Genomic DNA, 17,379 nt, shown 5'->3' with positions numbered 1-17,379 from the left:
AGGAGCTGGGTTGTTTTTTGGCAAAAACGCTATCCCACCATCTATCCGGCTCATTCTGTCTCAAATTGCGGATTGTTCCTATAGTCAGGGTATGCGGGAACTCTATCTGGAGGGGAAAATGCTGGAGCTTATGGCTGTCTATCTCAATGAATCTTTATTTGAAGCTGATCGGATTTCCCACACAGTCAAGCTATCTAGAGATGATATGGAGAGCCTGCGGCTAGCCAAGGAAATTCTGCAACGTGATTATTTACATCCACCGATGCTAGCAGGACTCTCTCGCATTATTTGCCTCAATGAGTTCAAATTGAAGAAGGGCTTTAAGGAAATGTTCGGTTATACTGTCCATGCCTATGTGATTGAACAACGGATGCAAAGGGCACAGCAGCTGCTGAAGCCTGTACTTTTTTCCTTACTGGCTAACATAGTTAGTGTGCTTCCGTTTGCGCTTGTAATTGAGGCGGTGCGGTTGATTTTTGCTCCTTATATTATGGTGGGTGCAGAGCTTCAGATAGAACGTATTTGGTGGATTTGCGCGGGATTAGCCGCTGTTATGGTACTGATGTTCCTGAGCGAGATCCCCGCTTACCGCACTGCATACCGTGGGGCTTACAATGTTGCGGCACAGGGACGGGCGGAATTAGCAGAACATCTGCGTAAGCTTCCGCTAGGCTACCTGACTCGCCGGGATCCCGGTGATCTGGCCAATATGATGATGGGCGATTTCACGCTGGTTGAGACAGGAGTTTCACATCTGCTGCCACAGCTTGCAGGGGCTTTTGTACTGCGATATTCGCACTTGCGGGTTTACTATTCCTCGACTTGCGGATGGCGCTTTCCATGTTCGTGGCGCTGCCGGTTGCCCTCCTAATTATGTACCTGTCAGGCAGACTGCGGCACAGATTAGGGACGAATCATATGAAAGCGAAATTGAACGCCGCGAATCGGCTACAGGAGTATTTGAATGGTATTCGGGTGATGAAAGCCTACAACCTGACGGGAGAACGATTTGTCCGTTTGGATAGCTCTTTTCGAACTTTGATGAAGAAAAGTGTGAAGCTTGAAGGGATATTCGGACCGGTCATTCTAACGGCTATGGCTCTTCTTCGTGCGGGTCTGACCTTAATGGTATACGTTGGTGTTCATCTATTATTAGGCGGGGAGCTCGGTATTCTGCAGCTGGCGGTATTCCTTATTGTCGGCACACGCATCTATGATCCACTGACGACGGCGCTCGCCAACTATGCCGAATTTCGTTACAACGAACAAGCGGGTGAACGCATCGTAGACCTGCTTCGCCAGCCGGTAATGACGGGGACTACAGCTCCACTTCCGAAGAGCAGTTCCATCCGCTTTGACAATGTTACCTTCAGTTATGGAGGTGACCCAGTTCTCAAACAATTAAGCATAGAAATGCCGCAAGGCTCATTAACTGCAATCGTGGGTCCCTCCGGCAGCGGAAAGAGTACAGTGCTGCGTTTGATCTCACGTTTCTATGATCCTGACGAAGGAAGTGTTCTGCTAGGCGGACGCAATATTAAAGAGATTGATCCAGAACATTTGCTAGGGTCTGTGAGGCAACTGCATCGCTTGACCCGCAGAAAGAAGCCGAAATTCAGAAGGGAGTTGATGCGCTGATTACGGGCAGAACCGTTATTGTTATCGCGCATCGGCTGAAAACCATACGAGGTGCAGACAACATTATTGTGTGCTGGAAGATGGCCGACTGGTGGAGGGACGGCATGAAGCTTTACTACTACGAGGCGGATTGTACGGCCGTCTATGGAAGCTGCAGCAGCAATCCGTCGGATTCCGTATCACATCATAGGGAACGTCATTCACATTTTTAGGTGGGCAAACGTATGACTATCACAAAGGATGAATCTAACTGGCCGATTATAAGCCTAAGTCTGAGAGTGATAAGGAAATGAGCTGTGCGGAGAAAATATCGAAGCTGGCTTCAGCTAAATAACCTACAAAAGACGAAGCCAGATTTGGCTTCGTCTTTTGTAGGTTTGCATACCCTTTTCATCCTAGAGAATAATGTCCTTTTTACAAATGAACTATTGCACCGAAATTACAGTCTCCAGCTCAGGAATATATTCCTTGACCATATTATTGTCTTCCCACTGTCCTTTAGTCCCAGCTGGGGCTTGACCTTCGGAAACGACTAAGTACGGTTTGATGGTTACGGTACTCGGTATAGTCTTGAAGGGTTCAAAACGAACATTATAAGATTCGCTTAAGGGGTGAGCACCGATGGGCTTCAGTTGAACGCCATGTTCATCCACAATGTCAAACTGAAGAGCGATGATGCCTCCGTTAGCACCCTTGTATTTCGAAGGGATAGAAGCGAGCATTTCTTCTATGCTCTGGCCTGGTTTAGTTTTGTACTCAACGGATATCTGTGTTGTAATTGGGGTGATTTCTACCTTACTGATCTGCAAGTTAATGTTATCGTGATGCTTGGTCTCCTCTGAAGTTAGTGCGGTAACGGGCGTTGATTTTGTAACAGGCAGAACGAATTCGAACGGGACATCGTAACCCTTTAACGTTACATTTACAGTCAAGTCAAACTGATCAGGGAACTGGACAGTCTGTGTTGTTGTACTCGGCTCATAATAAGTGTTCAAAACCTGAACCATTATACTGGAAGCAGTCTCACCGTCCATGAATTCGTAACCTGCGTTCAGAGGTTGGCCTTTATAGAGAACCTCAAACTTATCCACCGCTCCTTTATTGGCATCTGAAGGCGGTGAATTGGGCTCCGAAGCCAGACTGTTTCCAGGAGTGGTTATGTTCATAAGAATTCGGGTTCCGTCAAATAACAACGTTGGGATATTCATGGTCACATCGCCATGGGTCACGCTTTGGTTTACGTTTGTGATGAAATCCTCGGCTTGTTGAACACCGGGATCTCCATTGTTTTCGCCCCATAATGAATAGATTTCTCCCAGAACCGGAATTTGCTTGAGTGCATCAGCCATTACGGGCGATACAAAGCCGGAAGCAAGGACTGTAACTCCAAGAATTGCAGCGGCTGCAGTGGAAATCCACCATTTATTAAAAGTTTTTGATACATTTTTCTTTTTCTGAACGGGGGAAATGGAATTATCGGTTTCCCTGATGATTTGGTAAGTCTCATTCAGTTTGGAGCGGGCAATATCCGATAACTGATCGGGAAGTAGGCTTTGGCAGTTTTTTAATTGTTCTTCTAACTTAGTGTTTACCATGTCGCAACTCCATTTCTTGATTGAATTGAGATAAATGCTTTAGCTTTTTGCGGGCGCGATGCAGCCGGGTCTTCACGGCTACCGTAGAAATTTCGAGAATGTCGGAAATTTGACTGATCGGCATGTCCTGTAGGTAATGAAGGTGAATGACAATCCGTAGATTCTCCTCAAGATGTTGAACGGCATCCCATATTTCGATTTTCTCATAATCCTTGGAAATGGAAGGGACTTCGGGAAGCTCTCCATAAGGGAGGGCTCTTGAGTTGTTTTTGATCATTTTGTTGCATTCATTAATCAGAATCCGGAAGATCCACGTTTTGAAAAAAGCGGGCTCTCTGAGTGTATGGATGGACCTAAAGGCTTTAAGCATCGTCTCTTGCAGGGCATCTGCACAATCTTCTTCTTTGTTGACGATGGACCTTGCAGTTCTATACAGAGGTAACTCTATCTCTTGCATCAACTGCACGAATGCTTCAGAGTCCCCAGCTTTGGCTTTGACGACAATAGGATTAATATGCAAAGATTTACCTGCTTTCTTGACTAAAAGTCTTAGGATGTTCGTAACGTTACTTAAATATTAGATCGGGTAGGTAGCTAGAAGGTTACAACGAAAGTAAACCTAAGATATCCGGAGACTGCACCGCTTGGGTAAAATCAGCACACACGGGTTTCTGTAAGCATTCTTGTTCACAAAATAATGTAGTATCTGGTGGGGCAGTTTTGTTTACTGAAAGCAAAAGCCCTTCCGCCGTTTTGGCGGAAAGGGCCAGTCGAACTTGCTATTTGGTATTTTAATAATGTTAGGTTTATTTATTCAACATTATCTTTAAATTTTCTATTTCTCTCTTATAAAAATCAACGGTCTTACCCTCTGTGACTTTCCAGTCCTTTTCTAGTGATTCGGTACGAAATTCTTATACTACTCAATGAGTTTATGGTGATTTGAAAAGTTTCAATCAAAAATGATTCCATTCTCCGCATCCCGCAAAACATTATGATTGCTTTTACTGTCGTGTTTTCCCATTTGGACAACCTCCAAGTAGTCTAAACCCATTGGAAGATGAGAATTATGTAAAAAATTCCCTTGTAATCTCGATTTTCTTTCCCAAGGTTGCAGAGGATATCTTGTTATGACATACTCGTCAGCAAATGGTTCGCTAAGTTAAACGATTGAACGAGATGAAAGCGGTGAGAATCATAAATAAACAGCAACAAGTTGAAGTCATCAAAGAAGATTTCAAATTATGCCAGAAGGTCTTTTTGGCCATTGGTAATGAGACACGGCAATCTATTATTACTGTACTTATGGAGACTACTTGTACGAACGGACTACGCCTAGGTGAGATTACTGAACAAACTCATCTCTCACGACCTGCTGTTTCACATCATCTGAGGATCTTAAGAGAAGCTGGAATCATTATGGTGCGGGAAGAAGGTGCTAAAAATTATTATTTTATGGATGTTAGAACAAAATTAGGAGTGTTAAAAAATCTTATAAACCATCTAGATGAATTCATGGAACAATATTACTAGAAAATACAGACGAAGTAGACTAACAATTACATGCTTCGCATCTCGATAATGAAAAGGAGGATTCTTGTGAAAGCAATGATCATTGAAAAATACGGAAAAAGTCCTCTTCTATTGGCAGACATTCTAACGCCTTCAGTGGGTGATTATGATGTATTGGCGGAAATCCATGCGGCGAGTATTAATCCTATCGATTTCAAGGTGCGGGATGGCAAAACTCGTATGCTGTTGAAATACGATATGCCGCTTGTTTTAGGAAATGATTTTTCAGGTATAGTCACCAAAGTAGGAAACAAAGTAACAAAATTCAAAATAGGTGATGCAATATACGGACGGCCAAGAAAGAATAGAATTGGAACCTTCGCTGAATATATATCCGTACATGAGGACGATATAGCCTTAAAGCCTCACAACCTTTCCTTTGAGGAAGCGGCGTCAATCCCACTAGTCGGGCTTACATCCTATCAAACATTACATGATATATTACAGCTGTCGGCAGGGCAAAAAGTATTGATTCAAGCTGGCTCGGGCGGCGTTGGAACCTTTGCTATCCAGCTTGCCAAAGCAATGGGGCTTTATGTCGCTACAACTACTAGTGATGCCGGAGCTAATCTGGTCAAATCTCTTGGAGCCGATCAAATAATTAATTATAAAACAGAACAATTTGATGAGGTTTTACAAAATTATGATGGAGTATTCGATACGATTGGCGGAGAAACATTAGAAAAGGCTTTTAAAATAGTCAAACCAGGTGGACAAATTGTATCGGTTTCTGGGCTGCCCAATGCGCGCTTCGGAGAAGAATATGGGTCTGGCTTTATAAAAACGAGTCTTTTTCGATTGGTTACCCGTAAGCTCACAAAATTAGAGAAGCAATACCATGTTAGATACAACTTCCTGTTCATGAAACCAAGCGGGAGACAATTAGAGATCATTTCAGAGTTTATAGAGGCAGGGAAAATAAAGCCTGTAATTGATCAAATATTTTCTTTTGAAGAAGCTCAAAAGGCAATGGAGTATTCCGAATCGGGAAGGGCAAAAGGAAAAATCATATTAAAGATAAAGTGATAGGGAATTTAACCCAACTCATAGAATATAACTACTTGTGCCAAGAAAGGAGAATTTCTATGTGTTTTCACTGTTATAGGAAGATAAGAATCCGCCACCTCTCCGAAACCGACGTGTTAAAGTAAGATACTACACAAATCATATGGGGTGTATCGGATGAAGATAAATGATAATTATTTGAAGGAACAATTAAAACATGTTTATTGGCTTAATGGTGGACCTTGTGCCGGAAAGACTACTATGACCAAAAAATTCGTAGAGGAACTAGGCTTTCAAACATTAGGTGATGATGTCTTAAAATATAGACCATTCACTAGTCCTGTTGATTACCCTGCTCTTCAATTTCCTAATCCTGATTTGGATTGGAATAAGTGGTTCAATAAACCCGTAGATGAGCACTGCGAGTGGCTATTTCAAATCGTCGAAGAGATGATGGACTTCTTTATCATTGACTTGTTAACAATGCCTAATGACAAACCAATAATTATTGATTTAGGCATAATGCCTGAACGTATATTACCTTTTATACCAGAAGAGAGAATGATTTGTTTGTACACGTCTGACGAAGAGATAGAGCGATTATATTACTTTAGAGAAGATCATAAGATGATTTTGGATTGCATCAACGCCTATACGATAAACCCAGAGGAAACGATTAAGCACGGAAACAAATCTATGGTTAAGTTCTCTAATGAGATTAAGCACGCCTGTACTGCAATAGGGATCAAAACCGTTGAAAGAATACCAAGTATGAGCGTGGAGGAACAATTTAAGTTAGTTAAAGAACATTTTGGATTGTAGAGATGACCTAAAGGTAAGTTTTGTACTGACTTTTTTGTGCAGTAAATGCACGGCTTTCATTTGATAACTACACTAAAATTTATCTCGAAGGGAGGGAATACGATGGATTGGTTGCAGAGGATGAACAGCGCGATGGAATATATAGAAACAAATCTAACGGATAAAATCTCATATGATGACATAGCACAGATCGCCTGTTGTTCTACTTATCATTTTCAACGAATGTTTCCGTTTATTACTGGAATAACGTTATCTGAGTACATTCGACGTCGACGATTGACATTGGCGGCTTTTGAGCTGCAGACAACAAATGCAAAGGTTATTGATATAGCTATGAAATATGGGTATGATTCGCCGGAAGCGTTTGCGCGAGCGTTTAAGAATCTTCATGGGATAATACCGATATCTGCACGCGATAAAGGCGTTTCTCTAAAAGCCTATCCTCGGATGTCCTTTCATATTTCTATAAAAGGAGATGTCGAGATGAATTATCGAATTGAACAAAGAGGGCCTTTTGAGATGTTCGGAGTATATGGTCTAATAAATTTGGACATGAAAACAGCGTTCTCTGAAGTTCCTCAATTCCGTGGAAAATGTGATGATGATGGTAGTGTTGATCTTATGAATGAATTACTAGGACGTTTTGGTGATACCGTATTGCACGCTGCCTTATATGATCACACGGGAGAATCTTTCAAGTATATGATTTGTTACAATTTACCAAAGGGGCTTGAAATTCCAGAAAGATTTACAAAGCTCTCTGTCCAGGCTTTAACATGGGCTATTTTCCCGGAGCCGCAATGTGATTTGCAAAAACTGTGGGAACGAATATACTCCGAATGGTTTTCGACCTCTGAATACGAACAGGTTGATGGTCCTAGTTTCGAAATGTATTATGGTATGGCAGTGAATGTTACAGGGGAAATATGGATACCCGTAAAGAAAAAATAACATTTACTCAAGTGAAATGCAGGGATGCGTAAGCGAAGATGATAGCTGAACAAAGTAAATCTATTTAAAGAAACCACTCCTTTGTCGGGAGTGGTTTTGTCTTATATATTTTGTATGATAAAACTACCTGCAGTTTATGAGCTGGAAAAAAATTTAGTATAAGTGCAACCATTTCTACGAACTTTCTACTATATAGATAAGAGTGTTGAAAAGGGAAAAGGAGAACAGCGGATGGAAGACCAAGGAATAGTTCACTTATATCTACAGCGTTCACAGCAAGCTATTTTAGAGACTAAGAAAAAATATGGGGCTTACTGCAGAGTGATTGCAAGAAACATTATTTCAAATTTGTCTGATGTTGAAGAGTGTGAGAACGATACATATTTAGCAGCATGGAATGCAATACCGCCTAATCTGCCTAGAAATTTTCCGGTATTTCTGGGGAGGATCACCCGTAATATTGCGCTTGATAAATATGGTTATAATACAGCGCAAAAGCGTAATCGTGAGTTTGAAGTCATTCTAACTGAACTAGAAGAATGTTTAGCTTCCCCTGATACGGTAGAAACAGAGTATGAAGAAGGTGAGATAGCGAGCTTAATAAATGAATTTTTATATAGCATAGATGAGCAAGCCAGAAACATATTTATTGGAAGGTACTGGTATTCGTATTCGATAGAGGAGCTTTCCATGAGATTTAATATGAGTAGTAGCAAAGTGAAATCTATATTATTTAGGACAAGAAAAAAACTTAGAATTCATCTAAATCAAGAGGGGGTTAACCTATGAAAAAAGAAGATTTATTTAAGGAGATCGGATTCATTGATGAGAACTTAATTGAAGCGGCTAAGCACAATGGAATAGAGAAAAGAAGAAAAGGTATCTCTAAAAAGTGGGTTGTTTTGGTCGCCTGTCTTATCCTGTATAGTTCAACTGCTTCAGCTTTATTAGCAACAGAATATTATAAAAATCAAAATTCTGAGCCTTACATACGTTACCTAAAAGCTGAAGATATGGAGTTAGAGCCTGCTACTAAATACGATGCAGAAAAATTTCTACATGCTTTGAAAAGTGATAATAATGAATATGTATATATTGCTATTAATAGGCTGGTAGAAAGCTTTAATGATCAAAAGTTGAGAGTAAAAGCTTTAAAAGAACTTCAACCATTTATAAAAAATGAGAATCAAAAAATCGCCGATGCGGCTGCTTTTGCCGTCGATATTTTGTCAAAAAGTTATAAGAGCCCTTATATTGTTAAATTAGCAGACGGAAGTATGATATTTACGTTGTTTAATAATTATTCGGATTATGGAAGTCAAAATGTCATTTGGAGAATAAAAGACAATGTGCTTGAAGAGTATCTAAGTTTTTCAACACCATCAATGTATGTTAAAAAAATTATTCCTTCACCAAATCATAAGTTAGTTGCAATACTAACATGCTCTAATAAAAGTAATTTCGTCCAAATTAATGATATTGAAGAGGGAAGGGTAAGTCCAGAATTAATAGAATCTGCAAGAGTTAAATATGGTGTGCAAAAAAAATTAGATACATGGATTCGCACAGATCATGAAAATTATAGCTATGCAGTTAAGATAGTGTGGAAAGACAATGATACTTTAGCATTTGAGGGGTCTCTTGCCTACCAGAATACTGAGATTATTGAGAATGTTACTGTAAAGTATCAGTTTAGTAAAAAGATCATAGAAGTAAAAGAGCTTAATTCTAGATGAGAGTATGTTTCGGCGGCTCCTGTTATAGTTTTCGCTTACTTTTGATACGGAGAACGTACCACAAATAACAGCAAGAGTTTATTGTACAACTCGAATCAAGTATGCAAAAATTTCCGGTGATATGATCAAAAGGAAAGGAGGGAGGACTTCCATGTACGAATGGAATGAAATGGTCCAGCTAATGGTAGACTGGGTGGAAAACAATATTTCGGAGAACACATCCCTACTTCAGATGTCAGAACAGCTAGGCTATTCACCCTACTATTGTTCTAGGCAGTTCAATCAATTAACCGGGATAACCTTGAGGGATTACATCTGGACTCGAAGGATCAGCCGTGCCGCCCTGGAGCTCCGCGATACGGATCAGCGGGTTCTAGATGTTGCAGTAAAGTATGGATTCTCATCACAAGAAGCGTTTACACGAGCCTTCAACAAGGCTTTTCAGCTCACCCCCGCAGCTTATCAAAAAGCTCCCCGGCCTATTTCGTTGGCTATTCGTCAGGAGGTATTCTCGCCTTATCATTATTTGATCAAGGAGCGGGATAAGATGAGTAAGGTCCATTTGCAACCGGCAGAGATCAAAGTAGAGTTCATTCCGGCGCACAAATTTATTGGGATATGGGACATTTCCATAACAAACTATGGGGACTTCTGGGGAAACGGACACTCTTGTGATGAGATCAGCGGTACGTTGGAGAGTATGTCCAACCATACCCTTCCGGGACAACTCGGTCAGACGGCGGGATGGTTTTACCAAAATGGTCAAAAGGGGTACTTGTATGGAATCCCAGTCTCAATGGAGTATAACGGACCGTTTCCGGAAGGAATGGAATGTAGGGAGGTTCCAGCATCGGAGTATTTGGTTTTTTTCCACCCGACTTTCGACTATCTGAAGGATAATAGCGCTGTTATGCGTACAGTTGAAGAGGTGGCATGGAGCTTTGACCCCCAAGGTATGGGATACGAATGGGATGAAGGAACCAAACAGGACTATCAACGGCATTTCCCAGAGGGTTATGGTTATGCAGTGCTGCGACCAGTAAAAAAGATATAGCTGATATATCTGTTTGCACAGACAAACCCAGACGAGGGGCCTAAACAAGTGCATTTATGAAGAATATTATACCGTTTAGCTTCGGCTGGTCCGGGATTATTTATTGGCTTTCGCCCACGCACACTTTCCGCGAATGCATATGATGATTATGCCTACTCATTGAAAGGAGCGATCACATATGGGATTTTTTCCAACGCCGGGAACCGGCCAATTCCCAGGGTTCCCGGGTGGACCAGGAGGACCAGGCGGACCTGGGGGACCGGGTTTTCCAGGTGGATTTCCTGGGACTCCGGGACCTTCGGGAGGTGCACCGGGAGGCGTTCAAGCGCCGTCGGCACCACCACCGCAATTCGTACCGCAAATGTCGGCTACCACATTTGCCATTGACCCCGGTGCGATCAGACGCTGTCTGTTCCGTAACACATACGTTTGGCTGAACAACGGCGAGCAATTCTGGTTCTTCCCGGTATTCGTCGGGCGTAATTCTATTGCAGGGTTCAGATGGTTCGGTTTCTTCTGGGGATACTTTGGTATAGATTTGAATCGGATTCGCTCGTTCACCTGCTTCTAAGGCAGACAGCATCGAGAAGGGGACCCTAAATAAGGGGACGTTTTGCGGCGAGGCATGATAGGGTACCTAAAGAAGGAACTTTTACTTGCAGAAGTAAAAGCCCTTCTTTTTTTTGGTTGTAGAGGGGCATTTCTAAAGTTGTTGAAGGTCGGACGAACTCAAGTTGTCGCTATCGGGTCTTTTTATGGAATCGAATCCTGGTATTTGTCGATATATAACGATCCGTCCAATTGGAGCTCTGCGTAAAATACTTGATCAAAAGAATGAATGTTGGCTTTCTTTAGTTGCTGGTTGAGCCAGACTGTGGAGACATCTATTTTAGTAAGGTTTTTTTCTACGATTTTACCATCAACGATAAGCTCAGTCGGGATATTGTGAATAGGCATAACGGTTGCCTTTACATCCTTTTTTGTTGCAGGCAGCATTTCTTCTTTTTTCAACACGCTGAGTTGACCGTCAGGTTCCAAAATGGCAACTTCGACATCTGTGGGGGAGAAGATATCCTTGTTCCGAAGCAGCATGCTTAAATCGTCGATGTTGAGGTGCTGCTTAGCCAATGCCTTTTCCAGAATTTTGCCTTGTTTGACGAGAATCGTAGGTTGGCCATCGAGAATCTCACGTGCTCTGACGGAGCGCAATCCGATCCAAGCAACGATGAACGCCAAGAGCGACCATAAGATCAAGCTAGATATTCCTTGCAGCAGCGTGATTTGTCTGTTGACGATAATCTCCGCAGTGGTGGAGCCGAAGGTAATTCCTGTTACATAATTGAAGAACGTTAGATGCCCGACTTGTTTTTTACCGAGCAGACGTGTCAATAAGAGTAGAGCAACGAAAGACGTTGCCGTACGAAATAGAATTTCTCCATATGTCATATGCTGAGCCCCTTGCATAACAGATGGTCTTAAATTAGCCCTTATTTCCATCTCTTATACTTGTTAATTGAAAGGAATCTACTGATCATGAGCACGTTATATTACATCAATAGAAACTAACAAGAAAGTATCTAAAATTTATTATTGTTTTATATCCTAAAGAGGTACTGACCGGGAGGACGGAATGCAATTTTTAATCATTGTATTATGAGGGGGAATTATTTCTACCGAAGATTGAATTAAATATGACGTTGAACCAATCGATTGCCATTATAACGGACTTGAAGCGGAAACAGCTATTAATGAGTCAATTAGTGGACCATTCCCATTATTATATTTTTCGAGCTGGGCCTCATTATCTTGGCATGGACGTTTGTCCTAACAGTAGTGTCTGTCATTTTGTATCAATGGCGGTTGAAGGACGAGTAAGGGAGCAATAGAGGGACTTTAGCCAGCCTTCGGTGGGTCTTTGGTATGGTCGAAACAAGCGGCCAAATGTGACTATACGACGATTATTTTCCAATTGAGGCTGTGATGTTGTCATGAAGAGGATTGGCGGGTAATAAAGATGATTAGAACTTTCAAATTTGGTTGAATTTGGAGTGGAAGCCAAGGAAACGGAGTGAAGGATCATGGCAGCACTGACAGTAGCAGGCATCCGTCCGTTACAGGCCATTGCGGCCTACGGCGGTACACAGAGTGATGTCAGTTCCCTGGAAAAACAGCGGAACCGGCTGATGATGGAACTGGATAAAGTGAATGCAGCACAAGGAAGCGAGATGCAGACTCCTTATCGCCGGGAGCAACTGCAGCGGCAAATCCGGCTGCTGGAGTCCCAACTCGTACAGAAAAGCGGGAGTAGCAGCCCCGTAAATTTTGTACCGGCTTCTCCGCTACAAGATCACCCCTCCCTCTGGCGGAATGAGTGGAAGGGAGGCCTCAAGGGCATCGGTTTGACCGATCCCCGGACGGCGACGGTGAACTCGGAGGGACATTTCGACGCGTTAATTTAGACAAGAGAGCGAAGGTGAGAAAAGCTTCCGGTGATGAACCGGCTTTTTCGCACTTTCTTTTTTGAATAGGCGGCTCATAATCATGAGGCTAGCTAGCCGATCTTCCACCGAGGAGAACAGCATGACAGAAACAACAAAATAGGCGAGAGGGAAGTTCCAACACTTCCTCTTCGCCTATTCGTGTTTATGCATTTTGCCTAGGGTTCATCTAGATTACTCCGGTGTTCCTTGGGTTACCCCATGGATATAGGTGAGTGTCGGAGAATCGACGGCCCCTTGCCCCGGATTATAGGTGAAGGAGTACTCGATGGTATCCCCTTGTTGCAGGTTATTTACAGGGTAGGTATAGTTACCGTTCCCTGCCGGGGTCATGGCTACGTTCAGCTGCCCACCGTTATTTAGCTTATAGTGTAAGTCGGCAAAGGTTGCGCCGTTCACATAGAACAGCAGGTCGTCGCCTATTTTCTTCAAGCCACGCACCTCATCGCCAACAATGATAACACCGGATGATGATGCCGGTACAACAGTGATGGTGGAAGTGGCTGTTTTATTGCCGTTGGCTGTTGTAGCCGTTACGGTTGTCGTGCCCGGAACGATTCCCGTCACGAGACCGTTCGGATTCACGGAAGCGACGCTGGCGTTCGACACGGCCCAAGTGACCTGCTTATTCGTTGCATTAGACGGGGCTACATTGGCGTTCAACTGTACAGTCTGTCCGACTTCCACCTGTGCAGTGGTCTGATTCAGGGTTACACCGGTAACCGGTACGTCGCTACCCGGATTCTGGCTGTTGTCCTCTTTATAGACACGTACATAATCGACCTGCATTGTTGCAGGGATATCGGATGGGTCCGGGGTATGACCGTTGTCAAAATATCCGCCGATCGCCAAATTCATAATGATGTAGAAGGGCTGATCGAATGGGGCATTCGGATTGTTCGGTGCAGCTACGGAATACCATTGATCTCTGCTCACTTTAAAGAAGAACTTTCCATCTACATACCATTTCATATTATCTTCTTCCCAGACCATGGAGTACACATGATAATCATTGGCGAAGGTCTGGCCTTCAGAGAAGTGATACTCACCCGCAATATATCTGTTCACCGGCCATTGACCACCAAAGTGTATGGCGCCGCTGGTCGTGCCAGGCAAGCGTCCTTTGGCTTCCATAATATCAATTTCGCCGGATGCGGCCCATGCACCATAGGCGGAATCTTTCGGAAGCATCCAGAGTGCTGGCCAGACGCCATTACCTGTAGGCAGCTTGGCACGAATGTCTACTCTTCCGTACTGGAAGGACAACTGATCTTTGGTGTTAATTTTACCGGAGGAATATTGTGCATACCGGTTTGGGTCCTGCGGAAAGGATTTGGAATCGTGCAATGCTCGGATGTTTAGCTTTCCGTCCTGTACAAATATATTTTGTGCACTGTCTGTATAGTGCTGAAGTTCCGCGTTGCCCCAACCCCAACTATTGGGATCGTCAGTGATATAATAACCCTGCTCATAGCTCCATTTATTCGTATCGAGCGTGGTTCCGTTAAATTCATCCTGCCAGATGAGATTCATGCCTTCAATGGCTGGGTCGTTTGGTGTTCCGATAGCAATGTCATCATGATCGGATACATCCGGACGCGGGGCATCGGGATTGCCAATAAAGGTGTAGTTGACGTAATTGTTGCCCACATTTCCGCCCGTCTGTCCATTCAATGGATAGCCGATACGAATCTGCACATCCTCTTGTACGGGCTGGAACCAAAGCCCATAGATATAGTCAGCCCAATATCCCCATTGGTTGGCATCGGACATGTTGTTATAGCCGTTACCGGCGTATACAAATCCGCTCTGACTGGAATCACTCATAGCCACCCATTGTCCGTTGATGTTAATCTGGTAAACGTAATTTCCGAGCTCGGTGCCAATAGGTGCTCCCCCATCAATCTTGGGCAGCGGTACACCTATGACGCCTTTCGCATCTGCGGTAAAGGTCGTTCCCTCATAGGGAGTGAGGACGTATGAATTTCTTACAGGTTTATTAAAGGTGAGAGTGTAAATAACGTTAGCTGAAGAGGTCTTCGATTCTAATTTTACATGGATAGACTCCGTTACGGTAAACCAGTAGCCGCCGCCCCCTTCAGTGAATTGTCCGAAGTTGTTATCGTAGATCCAGCCGCTGGCTGCGTTATTGTCAATATCAATCCAGGTACTGCTGTTTACAGGTTTTACATATACCTTCAAATCGTCAGCCACTGCTTCATACGTTACCGCCGAATCGTTGTTGAAGGTAGGATAAGTAAAGCCGGCACTACCGGTGAAACCTGCCGTAATCTGCGGCCCTTGTGTAGGCGCCATAGCGGTGATAGTTGTCTTGTTTATGTTCTGAAATACTAGGGTGTAATCCAGTGTTACCCCGTTAGCTTTGGAGTACAGCTGAATTTCAGTGGTTGCGGAGAGCGTGAACCAATAGCCATTCAAGCCGCCGTCACTCCAGTGTCCCCAGTTTTGGTTGTAGGTATAGCCGCCGGCACTGTCTATATCAACCCAACTGCCAGCAACTTTCACTTTTACACCGACATCATCGGAAACATCATTCCAGGTAGCAGAGCCTCCATTGAATGTAGGCATGACGAATCCATAGCTAGCGTGTCCAACCCCTGATTTTGAGATGACAGGTCCGTCTGCCGCTGAAAAGTAAGACATAGAGGTAACTGTGGTTACTGCTGCTTGCACCTTCGAAGTCGGCAATAGACCAACACCAGCCAACAGCACTACCGCTAAGAACAAACTGAATACCTTCTGCTTAAAACCACTCTCCGTATTGTGAATTCGCTTCATACTTGCCCTCCTTTAATAAAATAATAGAAAACGAAACCGCTTTCATTTAGGAACAACTCTATTCTATCGAATATAATAATCAGCTAAAAGGTACAATTATTTTTGTTATAACCCAATTTTTTGGCTTTTGACTATTTATAGCGCTGTGTCCTGGTAATTGTCTTCTCTGTCATGCTTCCGGCGAATCATTTGGCGGTACTCTGTGGGTTGCATGTCCATGACATCCCGGAAGGCACGTGTAAAGCTTTTATAGCTTTCATACCCTACCATGGTGGCTACCTCTACGATTTTATGATCGGTCTCAGCCAGCAGCCGCCGAGCTTTATCCAGGCGCACGTCGCGCAGGTATTCTGCAAAGCCTTTGCCGATATTCTTCTTGAACAGATTAGAAAAATAGGCATAATTAAGCGACACGTGGTTGGATACCATCGCGAGGTCCAGTGGTTTATGATAACTTTCGTGTATAAAACGAATGGCTTCATTCAAATCCTGCGAGTTTCGGTAGCTGCACTTATATTCGTAATAGAATTGGTTCAGCCGAAGCAGCTGTTGTTGCAACGCCTGAATATAATCGCGAATACCCGGATAGTCGAATAGATTACGCAAACATTCGATGTCCAGCGCTTCTTCTCCCATGTATGGGCGGATGACACGTACGTATTCCTCCAGCATTTGCACGATGGCACGGCATAGCTGCTGGGTGTATTGGATGTGATAGCGTTGCAGCGTATCTTTGTGAAATATCATAGAAATACCTTGGGTAATTGCACCGCTATTCTTGCTACCGACTAATTGGAACAGGGCATACAGCTCCTCATAGGGAAGCTCCCACTGCTGTTCCAGCCTTACAATATGCGTAGGTAGAATGCAGCTCTTTTCAGGAAAAAGGTAACTGTGGCGGTAGAGCTCAAGCGCTTGTGTATAGCTGAGGGGCAGTGCCTTCAATCCTTGCTGCGGGCTGGTCATGGCAGTGATGGCATCGATCTGTCCTGTCTTAAGAGCGGACGGAAAGGCGCCCGTATCTACGGACGCATCCACCGCGAGGATCAGATACGGGCGGTGCTGCAGGCATATGCAACCTTGTCTGCCATATACACGATAGGCAATAGATTCCATGCTGTGGCTACTATTAGCCCCCGGTTGGTTAATCCATAGTTCCTCCCGCAGCAGGCATAGGCGGTAATTACTCCATAACTTTAGATTCTGCTGCTGGGTCTGGAGGACCCACGACTCATCGCTCACCGCGCCCTGCATATACATACTCAGTTCTTTGCGGTCGGTCTCTTGAGCACGACGGGAGATATGCTCCATATTGCGCGAGAGCGCCTGCCGGGTTTTTATTTCATGCGCTACATGTTCTACCGCGGTTTGTAAATCTTCACGTTTCACAGGCTTAAGCAGGTAGCCCTTTGCCCCGAGTTCGATGGCTTTTTGAGCATAAGCAAAATCACTGAAGCCGCTAATAATCAGGTATTCCACCTCGATGCGTTCCGCTTTGCTCCGGGCCATCAGTGTTAGCCCATCCATATCAGGCATTCGGATATCGGTAATTACCAGTTGAATGTTGTGCTGACGTAATATTCCCAAGGCCTCGATGCCGTTTACGGCACAGTAAATGTTGTCCAGCTGCAGGGGAAATTGGGGCAGCATGGCCTGAAGTCCATCGCGAATATGCTTTTGATCATCGACAATCAGAATATTGATCATAC

Annotated in this window: 15 protein-coding genes and 1 pseudogene; 11 read left to right on the top strand and 5 right to left on the bottom strand. The window is 43.7% G+C overall.

Going from position 1 to position 17,379, the window contains the following annotated elements:
• Nucleotides 1-370 precede the first annotated feature (370 nt).
• A pseudogene (locus tag NST74_RS24160) lies at nucleotides 371-1,828 on the top strand (ABC transporter ATP-binding protein).
• Between the two features lie 235 nt (nucleotides 1,829-2,063).
• On the opposite strand, the gene NST74_RS24155 reads toward NST74_RS24160, so the two are convergent.
• Nucleotides 2,064-3,233, bottom strand: coding sequence for a DUF4179 domain-containing protein (locus tag NST74_RS24155; protein WP_341114828.1), 1,170 nt, complete (start codon nucleotides 3,231-3,233; stop codon nucleotides 2,064-2,066).
• Nucleotides 3,220-3,753, bottom strand: coding sequence for an RNA polymerase sigma factor (locus NST74_RS24150; protein WP_076119439.1), 534 nt, complete (start codon nucleotides 3,751-3,753; stop codon nucleotides 3,220-3,222). Before NST74_RS24150 ends, NST74_RS24155 begins: the two co-directional genes overlap by 14 nt.
• Nucleotides 3,754-4,412: 659 nt before the next feature.
• On the opposite strand from NST74_RS24150, the gene NST74_RS24145 reads away from it, so the two are divergent.
• The 8 genes from NST74_RS24145 (at nucleotide 4,413) to NST74_RS24110 (ending at nucleotide 10,944) form a co-directional block, all read left to right on the top strand.
• Nucleotides 4,413-4,766, top strand: coding sequence for an ArsR/SmtB family transcription factor (locus NST74_RS24145; protein WP_042130800.1), 354 nt, complete (start codon nucleotides 4,413-4,415; stop codon nucleotides 4,764-4,766).
• A gap of 66 nt (nucleotides 4,767-4,832) precedes the next feature.
• Nucleotides 4,833-5,831: an NADP-dependent oxidoreductase gene (locus tag NST74_RS24140; RefSeq protein ID WP_341114827.1), complete on the top strand. Its 999-nt coding sequence runs from the start codon at nucleotides 4,833-4,835 to the stop codon at nucleotides 5,829-5,831.
• Nucleotides 5,832-5,987: 156 nt separating this feature from the next.
• Nucleotides 5,988-6,632, top strand: coding sequence for a hypothetical protein (locus tag NST74_RS24135; protein WP_341114825.1), 645 nt, complete (start codon nucleotides 5,988-5,990; stop codon nucleotides 6,630-6,632).
• A 102-nt stretch (nucleotides 6,633-6,734) separates the two neighbouring features.
• Nucleotides 6,735-7,583 carry an AraC family transcriptional regulator gene (locus tag NST74_RS24130; RefSeq protein WP_341114824.1) on the top strand — a complete coding sequence of 283 codons (849 nt, stop codon included), beginning with the start codon at nucleotides 6,735-6,737 and terminating at the stop codon, nucleotides 7,581-7,583.
• A gap of 231 nt (nucleotides 7,584-7,814) precedes the next feature.
• Complete coding sequence (locus NST74_RS24125) at nucleotides 7,815-8,372, top strand: RNA polymerase sigma factor (RefSeq protein ID WP_341114822.1); 558 nt, start codon at nucleotides 7,815-7,817, stop codon at nucleotides 8,370-8,372.
• Nucleotides 8,369-9,319 carry a hypothetical protein gene (locus tag NST74_RS24120; protein WP_341114821.1) on the top strand — a complete coding sequence of 317 codons (951 nt, stop codon included), beginning with the start codon at nucleotides 8,369-8,371 and terminating at the stop codon, nucleotides 9,317-9,319. Before NST74_RS24125 ends, NST74_RS24120 begins: the two co-directional genes overlap by 4 nt.
• Nucleotides 9,320-9,470: 151 nt before the next feature.
• Nucleotides 9,471-10,373 carry an AraC family transcriptional regulator gene (locus tag NST74_RS24115; protein WP_341114820.1) on the top strand — a complete coding sequence of 301 codons (903 nt, stop codon included), beginning with the start codon at nucleotides 9,471-9,473 and terminating at the stop codon, nucleotides 10,371-10,373.
• A 178-nt stretch (nucleotides 10,374-10,551) separates the two neighbouring features.
• Nucleotides 10,552-10,944 (top strand): collagen-like protein, encoded by a 393-nt coding sequence (locus NST74_RS24110; protein WP_341114819.1) that lies wholly within the window; start codon nucleotides 10,552-10,554, stop codon nucleotides 10,942-10,944.
• Between the two features lie 182 nt (nucleotides 10,945-11,126).
• Here NST74_RS24110 and NST74_RS24105 read toward each other — a convergent pair whose 3' ends face one another.
• Nucleotides 11,127-11,819 (bottom strand): DUF421 domain-containing protein, encoded by a 693-nt coding sequence (locus NST74_RS24105; RefSeq protein WP_341114817.1) that lies wholly within the window; start codon nucleotides 11,817-11,819, stop codon nucleotides 11,127-11,129.
• A gap of 245 nt (nucleotides 11,820-12,064) precedes the next feature.
• Here NST74_RS24105 and NST74_RS24100 point away from each other — a divergent pair, with 245 nt between their 5' ends.
• A complete protein-coding gene (locus tag NST74_RS24100; RefSeq protein ID WP_341114816.1) occupies nucleotides 12,065-12,259 on the top strand; it encodes a hypothetical protein in 195 nt (64 codons plus the stop codon).
• Between the two features lie 192 nt (nucleotides 12,260-12,451).
• Nucleotides 12,452-12,832: a hypothetical protein gene (locus tag NST74_RS24095; protein ID WP_341114814.1), complete on the top strand. Its 381-nt coding sequence runs from the start codon at nucleotides 12,452-12,454 to the stop codon at nucleotides 12,830-12,832.
• Between the two features lie 213 nt (nucleotides 12,833-13,045).
• Here NST74_RS24095 and NST74_RS24090 read toward each other — a convergent pair whose 3' ends face one another.
• Both NST74_RS24090 and NST74_RS24085 read right to left on the bottom strand, forming a co-directional pair.
• Nucleotides 13,046-15,670, bottom strand: coding sequence for a family 16 glycosylhydrolase (locus NST74_RS24090; RefSeq protein WP_341114811.1), 2,625 nt, complete (start codon nucleotides 15,668-15,670; stop codon nucleotides 13,046-13,048).
• A 135-nt stretch (nucleotides 15,671-15,805) separates the two neighbouring features.
• Complete coding sequence (locus tag NST74_RS24085; protein WP_339287923.1) at nucleotides 15,806-17,377, bottom strand: response regulator transcription factor; 1,572 nt, start codon at nucleotides 17,375-17,377, stop codon at nucleotides 15,806-15,808.
• Between the last annotated feature and the right edge of the window lie 2 nt (nucleotides 17,378-17,379).

Origin of the sequence: Paenibacillus sp. FSL F4-0125 (assembly GCF_038008565.1) — a bacterium.
GTDB lineage: Bacteria > Bacillota > Bacilli > Paenibacillales > Paenibacillaceae > Paenibacillus_AQ.
This window is presented reverse-complemented; position numbering and strand designations above follow the sequence as displayed.